This is a genomic window from Streptomyces sp. NBC_00876, from assembly GCF_045207435.1.
Lineage (GTDB): Bacteria > Actinomycetota > Actinomycetes > Streptomycetales > Streptomycetaceae > Streptomyces.
In genome coordinates, this window is record NZ_CP108800.1 from 3,649,319 (window position 1) to 3,665,154 (window position 15,836).

General features: G+C 70.6%; 15 protein-coding genes. 7 read left to right on the forward strand and 8 right to left on the reverse strand.

Annotated elements, in window-relative coordinates; genetic code table 11:
• Positions 1–54: 54 nt before the first annotated feature.
• The 3 genes from tilS to dacB all read right to left on the reverse strand — a co-directional run bounded on the left by tilS (position 55) and on the right by dacB (position 4,040).
• Positions 55–1,137: a tRNA lysidine(34) synthetase TilS gene (tilS, locus tag OG782_RS16000; protein ID WP_406451469.1), complete on the reverse strand. Its 1,083-nt coding sequence runs from the start codon at positions 1,135–1,137 to the stop codon at positions 55–57.
• A 201-nt stretch (positions 1,138–1,338) separates the two neighbouring features.
• The gene (locus OG782_RS16005) at positions 1,339–2,472 is read right to left on the reverse strand and encodes a zinc-dependent metalloprotease (RefSeq protein WP_406451471.1); all 1,134 of its coding nucleotides are present in this window, start codon (positions 2,470–2,472) and stop codon (positions 1,339–1,341) included.
• Positions 2,473–2,534: 62 nt separating this feature from the next.
• Entirely contained in the window at positions 2,535–4,040 is a 1,506-nt protein-coding gene (gene dacB, locus OG782_RS16010; RefSeq protein ID WP_406451473.1) for a D-alanyl-D-alanine carboxypeptidase/D-alanyl-D-alanine-endopeptidase, read from the reverse strand.
• A gap of 86 nt (positions 4,041–4,126) precedes the next feature.
• On the opposite strand from dacB, the gene OG782_RS16015 reads away from it, so the two are divergent.
• Together OG782_RS16015 and OG782_RS16020 are read left to right on the forward strand one after the other, a co-directional pair.
• Positions 4,127–4,621, forward strand: coding sequence for an inorganic diphosphatase (locus tag OG782_RS16015; protein ID WP_406459103.1), 495 nt, complete (start codon positions 4,127–4,129; stop codon positions 4,619–4,621).
• 142 nt (positions 4,622–4,763) lie between these two features.
• Entirely contained in the window at positions 4,764–6,461 is a 1,698-nt protein-coding gene (locus tag OG782_RS16020; protein ID WP_406451475.1) for a threonine/serine exporter ThrE family protein, read from the forward strand.
• A 57-nt stretch (positions 6,462–6,518) separates the two neighbouring features.
• Here the strand turns inward: OG782_RS16020 and OG782_RS16025 are convergent, their stop codons facing one another.
• Positions 6,519–7,217 (reverse strand): DedA family protein, encoded by a 699-nt coding sequence (locus tag OG782_RS16025; RefSeq protein WP_406451477.1) that lies wholly within the window; start codon positions 7,215–7,217, stop codon positions 6,519–6,521.
• Positions 7,218–7,366: 149 nt separating this feature from the next.
• Between OG782_RS16025 and OG782_RS16030 the strand changes: the two genes are divergently transcribed.
• From OG782_RS16030 to OG782_RS16040, 3 genes are all read left to right on the forward strand, one after another.
• Complete coding sequence (locus OG782_RS16030) at positions 7,367–7,732, forward strand: YbjQ family protein (RefSeq protein WP_406451479.1); 366 nt, start codon at positions 7,367–7,369, stop codon at positions 7,730–7,732.
• Positions 7,733–7,931: 199 nt separating this feature from the next.
• Complete coding sequence (locus OG782_RS16035) at positions 7,932–9,206, forward strand: ion channel protein (protein ID WP_406451481.1); 1,275 nt, start codon at positions 7,932–7,934, stop codon at positions 9,204–9,206.
• Positions 9,207–9,341: 135 nt separating this feature from the next.
• Positions 9,342–10,766 carry a glutamate decarboxylase gene (locus OG782_RS16040; RefSeq protein ID WP_406451483.1) on the forward strand — a complete coding sequence of 475 codons (1,425 nt, stop codon included), beginning with the start codon at positions 9,342–9,344 and terminating at the stop codon, positions 10,764–10,766.
• A 13-nt stretch (positions 10,767–10,779) separates the two neighbouring features.
• Here the strand turns inward: OG782_RS16040 and OG782_RS16045 are convergent, their stop codons facing one another.
• Genes OG782_RS16045 through OG782_RS16055 form a run of 3 tightly spaced genes read right to left on the reverse strand, consistent with a single transcriptional unit; the run spans position 10,780 to position 13,856 of the window.
• A complete protein-coding gene (locus tag OG782_RS16045; RefSeq protein WP_406451485.1) occupies positions 10,780–11,415 on the reverse strand; it encodes a PadR family transcriptional regulator in 636 nt (211 codons plus the stop codon).
• Positions 11,416–11,462: 47 nt separating this feature from the next.
• Positions 11,463–12,920, reverse strand: a complete 1,458-nt coding sequence (locus OG782_RS16050) for an aldehyde dehydrogenase family protein (RefSeq protein WP_406451487.1) — start codon at positions 12,918–12,920, stop codon at positions 11,463–11,465.
• A 54-nt stretch (positions 12,921–12,974) separates the two neighbouring features.
• Complete coding sequence (locus OG782_RS16055; protein ID WP_406451489.1) at positions 12,975–13,856, reverse strand: helix-turn-helix domain-containing protein; 882 nt, start codon at positions 13,854–13,856, stop codon at positions 12,975–12,977.
• Between the two features lie 312 nt (positions 13,857–14,168).
• Between OG782_RS16055 and OG782_RS16060 the strand changes: the two genes are divergently transcribed.
• Positions 14,169–14,690, forward strand: coding sequence for an ATP-binding protein (locus OG782_RS16060; protein WP_406451491.1), 522 nt, complete (start codon positions 14,169–14,171; stop codon positions 14,688–14,690).
• Positions 14,691–14,838: 148 nt separating this feature from the next.
• On the opposite strand, the gene OG782_RS16065 is transcribed toward OG782_RS16060, so the two are convergent.
• On the reverse strand, positions 14,839–15,081 hold the full coding sequence (locus OG782_RS16065; protein WP_406451493.1) for a DUF397 domain-containing protein: 243 nt from the start codon (positions 15,079–15,081) through the stop codon (positions 14,839–14,841).
• Between the two features lie 249 nt (positions 15,082–15,330).
• Between OG782_RS16065 and OG782_RS16070 the strand changes: the two genes are divergently transcribed.
• The gene (locus OG782_RS16070) at positions 15,331–15,834 is read left to right on the forward strand and encodes a hypothetical protein (RefSeq protein WP_406451495.1); all 504 of its coding nucleotides are present in this window, start codon (positions 15,331–15,333) and stop codon (positions 15,832–15,834) included.
• Positions 15,835–15,836 lie beyond the last annotated feature (2 nt).

Here is a 15,836-nt window from a genome sequence, read left to right on the forward strand (position 1 = left end):
GGGTGGTGTCCCGGACCTGCGCGGCCGCTCGCCTGCATGTCAGCCGCTTGTGCGTCAGCTCTGCCGAATGACCAGTCTGCCACCCTGGCGCCGGGCTTCGACGCGGCCGGGGAGGTTGATGGCCTGCTGACCGCGCCAGCCGGTGATGAGGCGGTCCACTTCCTCGATGTGCCGGGCGAACAGGGAACCGGCCGGGGAGCCCGCCTCTATGGCCGCCCGGCGCAGTACGCGGCGGCGGACGGCGGACGGCAGCGCGTGCAGCTTGGCGCACTCCAGCCGGCCCGCGTCGTCGCGAACGTCACGCCCCGCCTCGGCGGCCCAGGTGTCCAGTGCGTCGGCGTCGTCGCGGGAGAGCTGCGCCGTACGGGCCAGGGCCTCGACCACTCCTTTGCCGAGCGCCTTCTCCAGGGCGGGCAGCCCTTCGTGGCGCAGCCGGGAGCGGGTGTAGGCGGGGTCGACGTTGTGCGGGTCGTCCCAGACGGGCAGGGACTGGGCCAGGCAGGCCGTGCGGGCGGTCTGCCGGTCGAGCTGGAGGAAGGGGCGGCGGTAGCGGCCGGCCGGGCCGGACGCGGCGGCCATGCCGGACAGGGAGCGGATGCCGGAGCCGCGGGCGAGGCCCAGCAGCACCGTCTCCGCCTGGTCGTCACGGGTGTGGCCGAGCAGGACGGCGGCGGCGCCATGGCGTTCGGCGGCGGCGTCCAGGGCCGCGTAGCGGGCGTCGCGGGCGGCGGCCTCGGGGCCGCCGCTGTGCCCGACCCGCACCGCGACGGCCTCGACCGGGCCGAGGTCCATGGCGGTGAGGCGGGCGGCGACCTCGGCGGCGCGGGTGTCGGAGCCGTCCTGGAGGCCGTGGTCGACGGTGATGCCGCCGGCCCGGACGGCGAGTTTGCGGGCCTCGAAGGCGAGGGCCGAGGCGAGCGCCATGGAATCGGCGCCGCCGGAGCATGCCACGAGTACCAGTGGGGTATCGGGGCGTTCGGGAAGTGTGGCGCGCCGCCTGCCCGCGCCGGCTTCGGCGAGTTCGGGATGCGGGACGCGGCCGGTGCGTTCGGTCTGTTCGGAGAATTCGTCGATGACGTCGTGGAGTACGCGGCGGACCGCCAGGCGTATCGCCGCGACCGCAGGATGGGGACCCATGTCCGGTGCCCTTCGTGAAGTTCTGGAGAGGTGCCTCGGAGTGCCGGAACCGGAAAGAGTGCCGTCACTCAGAGTGCGTCGATGGTGACAGAGCAAAGCCGTTCATCGAGCATTGCACGCCTTCCCATGCCCCTACGGTCCCTCGGATGGGTGATTACCGGCCCGTTGCCTTCGGGTCCCGGGCCTTCCCGGGGGCCGTGATCATGACTCTGCCTTACGGTGCACCCTCGCGATCCAGTCCTCCGGCCGGGCGATCTCCGCCTTCGTCGGGAGGGTGTTGGGCGAGGTCCAGACCCGGTTGAAGCCGTCCATGCCGACCTCGTCGACCACGGCGCTCACGAACCGCTCGCCGTCCTTGTACTGGCGCAGCTTGGCGTCGAGCCCCAGGAGCTTGCGCAGCGCCTGGTCGAGGCGGCTCGCGCCGCGCGCCCTGCGCTGCTGGAACTTCTCCCTGATCTCGCCGACGGAGGAGACCACCTCGGGGCCGACACCGTCCATCACGTAGTCGGCGTGCCCTTCCAGGAGGGACATCACGGCGGTGAGCCGGCCCAGGATCTCGCGCTGGGCGGGTGTCTGGACGATCTCGACGAGGCTGCGTCCGCCGTCCTCGCCCTCCTCGCCCTCGGGCCGGCCGCCGGCCAGCGACTGGGCGGCCTCGCGGAGCCGTTCCAGCACGGTCATCGGGTCGACGTCGGTCTCGTCGAGGAATGACTGGATCTCGCTCTGCAGATGGTCGCGGAGCCAGGGCACCGCGGTGAACTGGGTGCGGTGGGTCTCCTCGTGGAGGGCGACCCAGAGACGGAAGTCGTGCGGGTCGACCTCGAGCTCCCGCTCGACGTGGACGATGTTCGGGGCGACCAGCAGGAGCCTGCCGCCGCCCTGGGCCGAGGCGGGGAGTTCACGGGTGGCGGGGGCGAACGTCTCGTACTGGCCGAGGACCCGGGAGGCCAGGAACGACAGCAGCATCCCCACCTCCACCCCGGTCACCTTGGAGCCCACCGCGCCGAGCACGGCGCCGCCCGCTCCGCCGCCGCGCCGGTCCTGCATCTTGTCCAGGAGGGGGCGCAGCAGCTCGCGGAAGCCCGCGACGTTCGCCTTGATCCAGCCCGCCCGGTCGACGACCAGGACCGGGGTGTCCTCCGGTTCGGTCCCCTCCGGGATCATCCGGGTGAAGGAACGGACGTGCTCCTCCGCGGCCTTGGCATGCCTGCGCAGCTCCGCGACGACCTCGCGGGCCTCCTCACGGCTGATCTCGGGACCCGGACGCACAAGCCGGGTCGCGGTCGCGACCGCGAGATTCCAGTCGACCATCCCGGCACCACCGACGCTCGTCATGCGTCAACCGTACGTGCTCGGCCCCCGGACCGACCGGCAAATGGCGGGCGGCGTCGACCGGCTCATCGCTTGCCGTCCGCGAGTGCGGTGGCGAGCTTGTCGAGGGCCGACTGGGCCTCGGACGGGGAGGAGGTGCCCGATGCCATGAAGGCGAACGCGAGCAGCCGTCCGTGTACGTCGACGACCGTGCCGGAGAGGGTGTTGACGCCGGTGAGGGTGCCGGTCTTGGCGCGGATCAGGCCGGTGCCGCCGGATTCGGTGGTGTAGCGGCCTCTGAGCGTGCCGCTGAAGCCGGCCACCGGCAGTCCGGTGAGGACGGGGCGCAGTTCGGGGTGGTCCGGGTCGGCCGCGCGGGCGAGGAGACCGGCGAGCAGGGCGGCGCTGACCTTGTCCTGGCGGTTCAGCCCGCTGCCGTCGGCGGTGATCACGCCCTTGAGGGGCAGGCCGAGCTTCTTCAGCTGGGCGGTGACGGCCCGTCGGGAGCCCTTGAAGTCGGCCGGTTCACCGGCGGCCAGCGCGGTCTGACGGGCGAGCGCCTCGGCGATGTCGTTGTCGCTGTTGGTCAGCGTCCGCTCGACGAGCGCGGACAGGGGTGCGGAGAGGTGCTTGGCGACGGGCCGGGACTTCGCGGCCGCCCGGCCGGGCGCGGGACCGGACTCCGTGCTGATCCCGGCCTCGTCCAGCAGTTCGGCGAAGGCGTCGGCGGCGTCGCGCGCCGGGTCGCCGCTGCGCGGGGCGGGCCCGCTGGAGGTGTCGTCGAGCCTTCCCTCGTCGAGCATCAGGGCGCTGACGGGGGCGATGTTCTCGTTGGGGCCGATCGGGTGGAGTGCGGGTCCTGAGTAGCCGGAGGTGTCGTAGCGCAGACGGACCGAGCCGGTCCTGCCGTCCTTCAGGGCACGTGCGGTGTCGGCGGCCAGCGTGCGCAGGGCCGCCCGGTCGAGGGTGGGGTCGCCGCCGCCGACCAGGGTCACCGTGCGCAGGTCGGCCGAGGCCCGGACGGTCGTGGGGATGCGGTGGCCGGGGCCGAGCGCGGTCAGGGCCGCGACCGTGGTGGCGATCTTGACCGTGGAGGCGGGTGTCATCGGGGTGTCGGCGCCCAGCCCGTACAGCCGCTTGCCGGTGGCGGTGTCGACGACGACGGCGCTGCGCCGGGTACCGAGCGCGGGGTCCTTCAGCAGCGGGCCCAGGACGGAACGGAGCCGGGCCGCCGCGCCGTCCGGGGCGCCGGGGTCGGCCGGTGCCGCCTTGCCGGCGGTGGTGCCCAGCGCGGCGAGCACGGCGGGGGCGCTGGGCGCGGGGGCCGGTCCGTCGGGTGCGGCGGGCTCGTGATGTACGCCACCTGTACGGTCCCCGGCGGCCGCCCAGTCCTGCTCGGCCTTACGCTGACCCGAGTCCCAGGGACCGGCGGCAAGGACGGCGCCGGCTGCGAGCGCCAGGCCTGCGGCGGCGGAAACGGCCGTGAACTGCCAGTTGCTCAGTCCGTTGCGCATGTCCAGGCGGCCCGCGAGGGTTGTCCTGCTCAGCTTGCCGAACGGCTTGATCGATGGTCTTTTCACCGGCTCGGCCACCGTTGACCAGCCCCTTTCGCGAGCACACATCTCCGTGAGGGACACTTAACCATCAGTCGTATGTGTTGATCATGGAGGAGCCACCCGTGGAGTTCGACGTCGTTATCGAGATCCCGAAGGGTTCGCGGAACAAGTACGAGGTGGACCACGAGACCGGTCGGATCCGCCTGGACCGTCGACTCTTCACCTCGACCAGCTACCCGGCGGACTACGGTTTCGTCGAGAACACCCTCGGCGAGGACGGCGACCCGCTGGACGCGCTGGTCATCCTGGAGGAGCCGACCTTCCCCGGCTGCCTCATCAAGTGCCGCGCGATCGGCATGTTCCGGATGACCGACGAGGCCGGCGGCGACGACAAGCTGCTGTGCGTGCCGGCGTCCGACCCCCGGGTCGAGCACCTGCGCGACATCCACCACGTGTCGGAGTTCGACCGCCTGGAGATCCAGCACTTCTTCGAGGTCTACAAGGACCTGGAGCCCGGCAAGTCCGTCGAGGGCGCCGACTGGGTCGGCCGTGTCGAGGCCGAGGCCGAGATCGAGAACTCCTACAAGCGCCTTGAGGCGCAGGGCGGCTCTCACTGACGTTCCGCTTGCGGTTGTGGCGGACGGATCGGGCGGTACACCTTCACCGGTGTGCCGCCCGTTTCGCATGAGCTCCCATGTCCGTGGCCATACTGGGCAGGAGCGCAGCCGAGGACGCGCAGCCGAGGAGGAACGAGGTCGAGTGGTGGCGGAACCGGGCGGTCCCGATGACCAGAAGCCCCAGTCCGACGAGGCGCACAGCGCCTTCTCCCAGCCCGCCGGGGTGGACAGGCCGACGCCGCCGTCCGAGGAGGACCACCCGACGTCGGAGTTCGCTCTGCCGTCCGGTCTGACGCCCGAGCCGCAGGGTTCCGGGTCCGGCCAGGGAACGGGTTCCGCTTCCGGCTCGGACACGCTCGGATCCGCCTTCGCCCCGCCGCGCACCTACGACGCCCGCAGCTCCCCGCCCGCCTTCACGCCCGCGCACGGCATCCCGATGATCCGGCTGACCAAGGAAGCCCCCTGGCAGGACCGGATGCGCACGATGCTGCGGATGCCGGTCGCCGACCGGCCCGCTCCGGAGCCGGTCCAGAAACCCGACGACGCGGGGCCCGCGGTACCGCGTGTGCTCGACCTGACCCTGCGTATCGGGGAGCTGCTGCTGGCCGGCGGTGAGGGCGCCGAGGACGTCGAGGCGGCGATGTTCGCGGTGACCCGCAGCTACGGGCTCGACCGCTGCGAACCGACCGTCACCTTCACGCTGCTGTCCATCTCCCACCAGCCGTCGCTGGTCGAGGACCCGGTGACGGCGAGCCGTACCGTACGCCGCCGCGGCACCGACTACACCCGGCTGGCCGCGGTCTTCCGGCTCATCGACGACATCACCACCGAGGAGGCCGAGGTCTCGCTGGAGGAGGCCTACCGGCGCCTCGCGGAGATCCGGCGCAACCGGCATCCGTATCCCGGCTGGGTGCTCACGCTGGCCGGCGGCGGGCTCGCGGGGGCGGCGTCGGTGCTGGTCGGCGGTGGTCCGCTGGTGTTCGTCGTGGCGGCGATCGGCGCGATGCTCGGGGACCGGCTCGCCTGGCTGTGCGCCGGGCGCGGGCTTCCGGAGTTCTACCAGTTCGTCGCCGCGGCGATGCCGCCCGCCGCGATGGGGGTGGCGCTCACGCTCACGCACTGGGGTGATGTGCGGCCGTCGGCGGTCATCACCGGTGGGCTGTTCGCCCTGCTGCCGGGGCGGGCCCTGGTCGCGGGGGTGCAGGACGGTCTGACCGGCTACTACATCACCGCGTCGGCGCGGCTGCTCGAAGTCATGTACTTCTTCATCGCGATCGTCGCCGGTGTCCTGCTGGTGCTGTACGGAGGCCTTCAGCTGGGGGCCGAGCTGAACCCGGAGGCCCGCTTCGTCTCGCACGACCGGCCGGTGATCCAGATCCTGGCGTCGATGGCGCTGTGCCTGGCCTTCGCGATCCTGCTCCAGCAGGAACGGTCCACGGTGCTGGCGGTGACCCTCAACGGCGGTGTGGCCTGGGTGATCTACGGGGCGATGGCCCGGACCGGCGGCATCTCGCCGGTGGCGGCCACGGCGGTGGCGGCCGGTCTTGTGGGGCTGTTCGGGCAGTTGCTCTCGCGGTACCGGTACACCTCCTCGCTCCCGTTCATCACGGCCGCGATCGGCCCGCTGCTGCCCGGCTCCGCCACGTACTTCGGTCTGCTGGGCATCGCGCAGAACGAGCTGGACCGGGGGCTGGCCTCGCTGTCGACCGCGGTGGCGACGGCCGGAGCCATCGCCATCGGGGTGAACCTGGGGAGCGAGATCTCCCGGCTGTTCATGCGGGTGCCGGGCGCGGTCGGCGGCGCGAACCGCCGCGCGGCCAAGCGGACGCGCGGCTTCTGACGCGACAGCCCGCGGTCTGCGGGGCCGACGGCCCGCGACCGGCGACCGGCGACGGTGTCAGCGCTTGGCGTGCCGGCCGCGGCGGCCGGCGGCCTGGTCCTGGGCGGCTTCGCCGCCGCCGGCGGCCGCTTCCTTCTTCGACTTGCTGCGGGCGCGCAGGAACTCGATGGCGATCGGCACGACCGAGATCAGCACGATCAGGATGAGCATCGCCTCGATGTTCTTGTGCACGAACTCGATCTTGCCCAGGACCGCTCCCAGGAGCGTCACACCGACGCCCCAGAGGACCCCGCCGATGATGTTGAACGTGATGAACGAGCGGTAGTTCATCCGGCTCACACCGGCGATGATCGGCGTGAACGTCCGCACGACGGGCACGAAGCGGGCCAGGATCAGCGACTTCGGGCCGTACTTCTCGAAGAACTCGTGGGCCTTCTCGACGTTCTCCTGCTTGAAGAGGCGGGAGTCGGGGCGGCTGAAGAGCGAGGGGCCGACCTTGCGGCCGAAGAGATAGCCCACCTGGTCGCCGATGATCGCCGCCAGCGCGACCAGCACGCAGACCAGCCACAGCGGGGTGTCCAGCTTGCCCGTCGTCACCAGCAGACCCGTGGTGAACAGCAGGGAGTCACCGGGCAGGAAGAACCCGATCAGCAGCCCGGACTCGGCGAAGACGATGACCAGCACGCCGATCAGGCCGAACTGCCCGATGAGGTGGTCCGGGTCCAGCCAGCTCGGTCCGAGCGCAAGCGTATTCAAGGGTCCGGGCTCCAGGATGTGGTCGATGGCGGGCTGCGTGGCCGCCCAAAGCTATCAACGCCGTGAAGCGCCTCCGGGTTCCACCGGCCCCCGTGGAGATGCACACGGGGTGAACCGGGGCAAAACTCGACACCAGGAGGTGCCACCCCATGGGCATTGACGATTACGGCGGCGGCCAGACGGCACAGTCCGATGTGCTGGTCGTGACCACCAATGACGTACCGGGCCACCAGGTGACCCAGATCATCGGTGAGGTGTTCGGCCTCACCGTCCGCTCCCGCCATCTGGGCAGCCAGATCGGCGCCGGGCTGAAGTCCATGATCGGCGGCGAGCTGAAGGGGCTGACCAAGACGCTCGTCGAGACCCGCAACCAGGCCATGGAACGGCTGGTCGAGCAGGCGAAGGCGCGCGGCGCCAACGCGGTGCTGATGATGCGCTTCGATGTGACCGAGGCCGCCGACGTGGGCACGGAGGTCTGTGCGTACGGAACGGCCGCGGTGATCAGCCGGAGCTGAGTGCGGCGTCACGGGGACGGGTCGCCCGCCCCCGTGACCGCCCGTCCCGCCTGTCCCGCCCGGCCCCGTCCGTCCCGCATGTTCCCGGCGGGTACGCGTCAGGGCCCGCCCTGACGCGGCGTGAGGTACACGTCCGAAATTCCGCGAGCACTGCCCCATTTGAGCGGTTATAGGCCTTTTGGATCGCTATGGTGAGCCGATGGCCATCGATTCCGCTGTATCCGCCGAACCGTCCCCCGCGCGCCGGCTGCTGCCGCTCATCGTGCCCGCCCTGGCCGTCGGCGTGGCATCGGCCCTCGTCCTGCTCGGCGTCAGCCTGCTCGCCGACCGCCTCCAGGACGTGCTGTGGCAGACGCTGCCCGACGCACTGTCGATCGGCCGCTACTCGTCACTGTGGATGATCGTGATGCTCACCGCGACGGGGCTGGTGACCGGTCTGGCCATCCGCGCGGTGCCCGGCCGCGCCGGACCCGATCCGGCCACCATGGGGCTGGTCGATCCGCCGCTGCCGCCGGGCGTCGTACCGGGGCTGCTGCTGGTGACCGTCCTGGCCCTGGCGGGCGGGGTCAGCCTGGGCCCGGAGAACCCGATCACCGCGGCCAACATCGCGCTGGCCTACTGGGCGGGCCGCCGGTTCGCGCCCGGCGCCCCGGCCGCGCTGTGGGTCTCCCTCGCCGCGGCGGGCACCATCGGCGCGCTCTTCGGCACACCGGTCGCCGCCGCACTGATCCTCTCCGAGACCTTCGCCTCGCGGGCCGAACCGGGGGCGCTGTGGGACCGGCTCTTCGGCCCGCTCGCGGCAGGGGCCGCGGGGGCGCTCACCATGACGCTGACCGCCCACCCCAGCTTCGACCTGTCGCTGCCGGACTACACCCACGCCCACTGGGGCGACCTGCTCTCCGCATCCGTGATCGCCTCGGCGGCGGCGGTGCTCGGGCTGGCGGCGGTGTACGCCTTCCCCCACGTGCACCGCGCCTTCCGCGCCCTTCGGCACCCGGTTCTCGCCCTGACCCTCGGCGGACTGCTGCTCGGCCTGCTCGGCGCCCTGGGCGGGCACCTGACCCTGTTCAAGGGGCTGGAGGAGGTGAAGGAGCTCGCCGCCGACCCGGACGGCTGGTCGGCCGGTGAATTCGCGGTCATGGCGGTGGTGAAGACCGCGGCCCTGCTCGTCGCCGCGTCCTGCGGCTTCCGGGGCGGCCGGATCTTCCCCGCCGTGTTCGCCGGCGTCGCGCTCGGCCTGTGCGCCCACGCCCTGGTCGACGGCGTACCGATCGCACTCGCCGTGACGTGCGGGGTGCTCGGCGTCCTGCTGGCCATCACCCGGCAGGGCTGGCTGAGCCTGTTCACCGCGGCGGTGATGGCCTCCGACATGGCGCTGCTGCCGGTGCTGTGCGTCGCCACGCTGCCCGCCTGGCTGCTGGTGACGGGACGGCCGCAGATGCAGCTGCGCGAGGACGGTACGCCGCTGCGCTGAACCGGGCCGGCACGCGTCCGCGCCGGCCCGGACGGCGCGCGGCGGGCAGCGGTCCGACGCGCCGGACGCCCGTACTGTCCGTATGGTCGGATTCGTCCGGCCTCGCCACCGAGTGCCGAGAAGGGCAGGTCCGCGATGCCGCTCCACAAGGGCTCCTCGCACAGCACCGAACCGTCCGACGAGCGGCGCAGGCTCGCGCTCAACCCGTTCTTCGGTGAGGCCAATCCGACCGCCGGAATGGAGTCGGCGCCGCCCCGGCACCGGCTGCCGGACGGGCCGCTGCCGCCCGCCACCGCGTACGGCCTGGTCCATGACGAGCTGATGCTCGACGGGAACTCGCGGCTCAACCTCGCCACCTTCGTCACCACCTGGATGGAGCCCCAGGCCGGTGTGCTGATGGCTGAGTGCCGCGACAAGAACATGATCGACAAGGACGAGTACCCGCGCACCGCCGAACTGGAACGCCGCTGCGTGGCGATGCTCGCCGACCTGTGGAACGCCCCCGATCCCGCCACGGCCGTGGGCTGTTCGACGACCGGGTCCAGCGAGGCCTGCATGCTGGCCGCGATGGCGCTCAAGCGCCGCTGGGCGGCCAGGAACGCCGACCGCTATCCGGCGACGGCCCGGCCCAATCTGGTCATGGGCGTCAATGTGCAGGTCTGCTGGGACAAGTTCTGCACGTTCTGGGAGGTCGAGCCGCGTCTCGTCCCGATGGAGGGTGACCGCTTCCACCTCGACCCGCAGGCCGCCGCCGACCTCTGCGACGAGAACACCATCGGCGTCGTCGGCATCCTCGGCTCCACCTTCGACGGCAGCTACGAGCCCATCGCGGAGCTCTGCGCGGCCCTCGACGCCCTCCAGGAGCGCACCGGCCTCGACATCCCCGTCCATGTGGACGGCGCCTCAGGCGCGATGGTGGCGCCGTTCCTGGACGAGGACCTGGTGTGGGACTTCCGGCTCCCCCGGGTCTCCTCGATCAACACGTCCGGGCACAAGTACGGCCTGGTCTACCCGGGCGTCGGCTGGGCGCTGTGGCGCTCACCGGCCGAGCTGCCCGAGGAGCTGGTCTTCCGGGTCAACTACCTGGGCGGCGACATGCCGACCTTCGCGCTGAACTTCTCCCGGCCCGGCGCGCAGGTCGTGGCGCAGTACTACACCTTCCTGCGACTGGGCCGCGAGGGCTACCGGGCCGTGCAGCAGGCCTCCCGGGACATCGCCATGGGGCTGGCGAAGAGGATCGAGGAGCTGGGCGACTTCCGCCTGCTCACCCTGGGCGACCAGCTGCCCGTCTTCGCGGTGACGACCAAGCCGGAGGTGACGGCGTACGACGTCTTCGACGTGTCGCGGCGGCTGCGCGAACGGGGCTGGCTGGTCCCCGCGTACACCTTCCCCGCCGACCGGGAGGACCTGTCGGTGCTCCGGATCGTGTGCCGCAACGGCTTCTCCTCGGACCTGGCGGAACTGCTGCTGGAGGACCTGCGGCTGCTCCTGCCCGAACTGCGCAGCCAGGCGCACCCGCTGAGCAGCGAACACGCCCCGGCGACCTCGTTCCACCACTGAGGGCTCCCGCAGGTCAGCCGGCGTCGTCGTCGGCGTCGCTCGCGTACGGGTTCCGCTCGCCCTCACCGAGCACGCCGACGAACGGTGCGCCCTCGCCCGCGAAGGTGTACGCCCCGCCCTCGATGCGGGCGATCAGCCCGCGCGTCCACTCGGCCCCGGCATCCGCCGAGTGGACCCACATGTTCATGATCTCGCCGATATGGCCGATGGACTCGGGGCCCGCCTCGGGCGTGTAGTACTCGGTGACCGAGGTGCGCCACCGGGCCAGCCCCGCCACCCGTTCCCTGAGCAGCGCCACCGCCTCGGACCGCTCCAGGTCGACGATGCCGCCCAGGCCCGCCGAGAGCACGTCCAGTTTCTGGTCGTACGAGGTCAGCGCCGCGCGCAGCAGGGTGAAGTACTCCTCGTCGCCCTGCGCGGTGATCTCGTACTCGGTACGCGGCGGGCCGCCCGCCGTGCTCGGGGCGACCTCATGGGCGAGCAGCACGCCCTGCTTCGCCATCTGCTTCAGTGCGTGGTAGATCGACCCGGGCTTGGCGTTGGACCACTCGTGGGCGCCCCAGTACTCCAGGTCGTTGCGGATCTGATAGCCGTGCGCCCGGCCGTGCTGCCGCACGGCGCAGAGGACCAGCAACCGGATCGCGGACATACCACCCACCTTTCTAATCAACTTTGATTAGAGTAGCGGTGGGTGTTTCAGAGCGGGAAGACGCTCCGTCCGTACTGGACCGATATCCACTTCTGCGTGGTGAACGCCTCCACCGTCGCCTCGCCGTTCAGCCGGCCGTTCCCGGAGTTCTTCTCGCCGCCGAAGGCGGCCAGCGGATCGTCCTGGACGGTGGCGTCGTTCACATGGAACATCCCGCTGTCGATCCGGTGGGCGAACCGCACCCCGCGCTCGGCGTCGGCGGTGTGCACGGCGCCGCTGAGTCCGTACGGGCTGTCGTTGACCATCCGTACGGCCTCCTCCTCGCCGTCGAACGTGATCAGCAGCGCCACCGGGCCGAAGATCTCCTGGGTGAGCAGCGGGGAGGTGTCGGGGAGCCCGGTGAGCACGGTGGGCTCGACGACATTGCCGCGGGTACGGCCCCGGACCAGCGCGGTGGCCCCCTCGGCGAGCGCCTGGTCGACCAGTGCGGTCAGCGCCTCGGCCTGGAAGGCGCTGATGACCGGGCCGATCTGGGTCGCCGGGTCGCGCGGGTCACCGGCCCTGAGCGCGGCCACCCGCGCGGTGAACTTCTCGGTGAACTCCGCGGCCACGGCGCGGTCCACCAGGATCCGGTTGGCGGCCATGCAGACCTGCCCCTGGTAGACGAAGCGGCTGAAGACCGCGGCGTCGACCGCGTAGTCGATGTCCGCGTCCTTGAGGACCACCAGGGCGCTGTTGCCGCTGAGTTCGAGAATGGTGCGCTTGAAGAGCCCGCCCGCCGTCGCGGCGACATGGCGGCCCACCCGGTCCGATCCGGCGAAGGAGATCACCTTGGGGACGGGGTGCTCGATGAACGCGTCCCCTATCTCGGCGATGTCGGTGACGACCACGTTGAGCAGCCCGGCCGGCAGTCCGGCCTCCTCGAAGATCCTGGCGATCAGTCCGCCGCCGACCACCGGGGCGCTCTGATTGGGCTTGATGACGACCGCGTTGCCGAGCGCCAGGGCCGGTGCGACCGCCTTCATCGTCACCAGGAACGGGAAGTTGAAGGGGCTGATGACGCCGATGACACCGACGGGCAGCCGGTAGAGGCGGTTCTCCTTGCCGTCCACCGCCGCGGGCAGGATCCGGCCCTCGGGGTGCAGCGCCTGATGTGCGGCCTCGCGCAGGAAGGCCTGGGCGGCGGCCATTTCGTACCGCGCCTTGGCCCAGGTGCCGCCCAGTTCGTCGATGATCGCCTCGACGATGTCCTGCGACAGCTCCTCGGTGATCCGCAGCGCCCGCTCCAGAACACGGCGGCGCTCGTACGGACTCGTGGTGGCCCAGTCCCCCTGGGCGCGCGCGGCGGCGCGGTAGGCGCTGTCGACCTCGTCGACGGTGGCGATGGTGATCGCGGCGAGCTTCTCGCCGTTGTAGGGATTGAAATCGATGATGTCCCAGGAGCCGGTACCCGTCCGCCATTCACCGTCGATGTACTGGCCGGCCAGCTCGTGGAAGAAGGACATGCGATCCCTTACTGCAGGTGCAGACTCCTGTAGGAGTGTCATCGTACTGAAATATCAGGAGAGTTGGAGAAGTCCGCGAAGCAGGTCACGGCTCTCCTCCGGGCCCGGACTGTCCTCGTGGAGCCGCGTCATCGCCTTTTCGTACTGAGCCACTTCTTCGGTCTTGTCCAGATAGAGCGCACTTGTCAGCTGCTCCAAATAGACAATGTCCGACAGATCGGATTCCGGGAATCGCAGCATCGTAAAGGAGCCGCTCTCGCCCGCATGCCCGCCAAAACTGAAGGGCATCACCTGAAGCGTGATGTTCGGCTGTTCCGACATTTCGATCAGATGCCGCAATTGTGTGCGCATCACTTCGCGTCCGCCGTACGGGCGGCGCAGCGCCGCCTCGTCCAGGACGGCGTGGAGGCGGGGCGCCCGTTCGGACACGAGGGCCTTCTGCCGCTCCAGCCGCAGCGCGACCCGGCGGTCGATCTCGGCGGCGGGGGCGCCGCGCATGCCCCGGGAGACGACCGCATGGGCGTATTCCTCGGTCTGCAACAGACCGTGGACGAACTGGACTTCGTAGATCCTGATGAGCGAGGCCGCTCCTTCCAGACCGATGTACGTCTGGAACCAGCCGGGCAGCACGTCTCCGTAACTGTGCCACCAGCCCGCCACGTTGGCCTCACGGGCCAGGCCGAGCAGGGAGTCGCGCTCCGCCTCGTCCGTGACTCCGTAGAGCGTGAGCAGATCCTCGACGTCCCTGGCCTTGAAGCTCACCCGTCCCAACTCCATGCGGCTGATCTTCGATTCGGAGGCCCGGATGGAGTAGCCGGCCGCCTCACGGGTGATCCCGCGTGAGTCGCGCAGTCGTCTGAGCTGTGAGCCCAGCAGGATGCGCCGCACCACGGATCCACTCGATTCGCCTGCCGCCACTGGTCCAACCCTCCCCATCGCTTCCCGGTCATCGGGGCTCCCCCTGAACCCCAAGAGCCGGATTCTGCCACCAAAACGCTTCAGCCCGTACTCATTCGATTACGGAAATGAGAAGACTTCCGGAAGACCGCAAAACTACCGGCAGGAAGAAATGAGCAAGAACCGGCACGGGGTCGGACAGGTCAGGCGCGTGCACGTGCATCTGCCCTTGCATCTGCCCTGCGCATTCGGAACCATGGAGCTCGCGCACCTGCGTGCTCGTTCGTGTTGTGCCGCTGTACCCGTGTACCCGCAGTACCGATACAGCCGCGAATCCCGGGAGTGCCTCGCATGGGGACGAATGGATCGACGATGCTCGAGCCGTTACGGCAGGGGCTTCCCCCCATCGATCCTTCCGCCGTCTCCGGATCAGCCACCTGCACACTGCCCGCCCGCTACGAAGCGGTCCGCGGAGCACGGCAGTTCACCCGGGCGACCCTGAGCGGCTGGGGTCTGAGCGAGCGCTTCGACGACGTCGCACTGGTCGTCTCCGAACTGGTCACCAACGCACTGCGGCACGCGCTGCCCTGCGACATCCCGCGCGAACCCCAGGACCCGCCCGTACGGCTGCACCTGATGCAGTGGACCTCACGGCTGGTGTGCGCGGTGCGCGACCCCAGCCACGCGAGCCCGGTCGCGTCGGCGGCGGCGGACTCCGCGGAGTCGGGCCGGGGCCTGTTCCTGGTGGAGTCCTTCAGCGACTGCTGGGGCTGGCACCCTTCACCCGTACTGGGTACGGAGAGCACGTCGCCGGCGGCGGCTCCGCGCGGCAAGGTCGTCTGGGCGCTCTTCCGGCTGTCCGACACGGCGTGACGCCTCGTCGGATCTCCGGCCCGGCTCGACCGCTTCGCCGGATCTCCGGCCCGGCGTGACGCGCGGGCGGCCGTCCGGCCCGGCGTGGCGCACCGCCGGCATTCCCGGCCCGGTGTGACGCGGCGGTGGCAGGAGGCTGCGGCGGCGGTCAGTCCTCGGCTATGAGATGGTCGAACTCCCCGTCCTTCACGCCGAGAAGCAACGCCTCTATCTCGGCCGGCGTGTAGACGAGCGCCGGCCCGTCGGGATGGCGCGAATTACGCATCGCCACATCCCCGTCCGGCAGCTTCGCGAACTCCACGCAGGATCCCTGGGAGTTGCTGTGTCTGCTCTTCTGCCAGGCGACTCCGCGAAGCTCTGTGGCCGCCATGCCGTTGTACACGTGGTGCACAGGACGCTCCCCGAGTTGCAAGGTGCAAGTGTCAACTGTCTCGGATCATAGCTGTGTTCAATTTCTAGTGCATGAGCGGATGCATGGGCAGATGCACGTGCACGCGGGGTGTTCCTACGATTACAGCTTCTCCGGAGAGAGACGGACGAAAGGCCGGTCCGGCTCCCGTTTCACGGAGTTGACCGTCCCGGCCCGGTTGAGACCCACTGGTAGCTTGGACGGTCATTCGTCTTCCAGGGGGAAATCCACATGTACAAAATCGCACGTACCGGTGCAGTCGTCGCCACCGGCCTGCTGACCGCGCTCGCACTCACCGGGTGCGGCAGCGACGGCGACAAGGGCGGTACGGACAAGGACTCCGGCTCCTCCGCGGCCCCTTCGGCCGGCACCAGCAGCCCCTCGGGCTCCGGATCGGGCGGCGACGACGGCTCAGCGGGCGGCCTGAAGGCGCTCGAGGGCGCCTGGGCCGGGCAGACCGGCGGCAAGGCGGTGGTGCTGTCCGTCGCATCCGGGAAGGCCGTGGTCGTCGCCGACTCGCATGTCTGCTCGGGCACGGCCAAGGACATGGGCGGCAAGCCGATGCTGGATCTCAAGTGCGCCGACGGCGACACCGCACGGACCATGGGGGCCGTCGAGTCCAACGACGGCAAGAAGCTCGTCGTCTCCTGGGACGGCGGCGCCGAGGACACCCTCGCCAAGACCGATGCCGATTCGCTCGAGGGGCTGCCCGACCTGCCGCTGCCGACCCCGTGACC

What these genes read in the sequence shown, in the direction of transcription:
- OG782_RS16060 (WP_406451491.1), top strand. Translation starts at nt 14,169, where the DNA reads ATGGGGACGAATGGATCGACGATGCTCGAGCCGTTACGGCAGGGGCTT.
- OG782_RS16050 (WP_406451487.1), bottom strand. Translation starts at nt 12,920, where the DNA reads ATGTCCTTCTTCCACGAGCTGGCCGGCCAGTACATCGACGGTGAATGG.
- OG782_RS16040 (WP_406451483.1), top strand. Translation starts at nt 9,342, where the DNA reads ATGCCGCTCCACAAGGGCTCCTCGCACAGCACCGAACCGTCCGACGAG.
- OG782_RS16055 (WP_406451489.1), bottom strand. Translation starts at nt 13,856, where the DNA reads ATGGGGAGGGTTGGACCAGTGGCGGCAGGCGAATCGAGTGGATCCGTG.
- tilS (WP_406451469.1), bottom strand. Translation starts at nt 1,137, where the DNA reads ATGGGTCCCCATCCTGCGGTCGCGGCGATACGCCTGGCGGTCCGCCGC.
- OG782_RS16035 (WP_406451481.1), top strand. Translation starts at nt 7,932, where the DNA reads ATGGCCATCGATTCCGCTGTATCCGCCGAACCGTCCCCCGCGCGCCGG.
- OG782_RS16030 (WP_406451479.1), top strand. Translation starts at nt 7,367, where the DNA reads ATGGGCATTGACGATTACGGCGGCGGCCAGACGGCACAGTCCGATGTG.
- OG782_RS16045 (WP_406451485.1), bottom strand. Translation starts at nt 11,415, where the DNA reads ATGTCCGCGATCCGGTTGCTGGTCCTCTGCGCCGTGCGGCAGCACGGC.
- OG782_RS16070 (WP_406451495.1), top strand. Translation starts at nt 15,331, where the DNA reads ATGTACAAAATCGCACGTACCGGTGCAGTCGTCGCCACCGGCCTGCTG.
- OG782_RS16005 (WP_406451471.1), bottom strand. Translation starts at nt 2,472, where the DNA reads ATGACGAGCGTCGGTGGTGCCGGGATGGTCGACTGGAATCTCGCGGTC.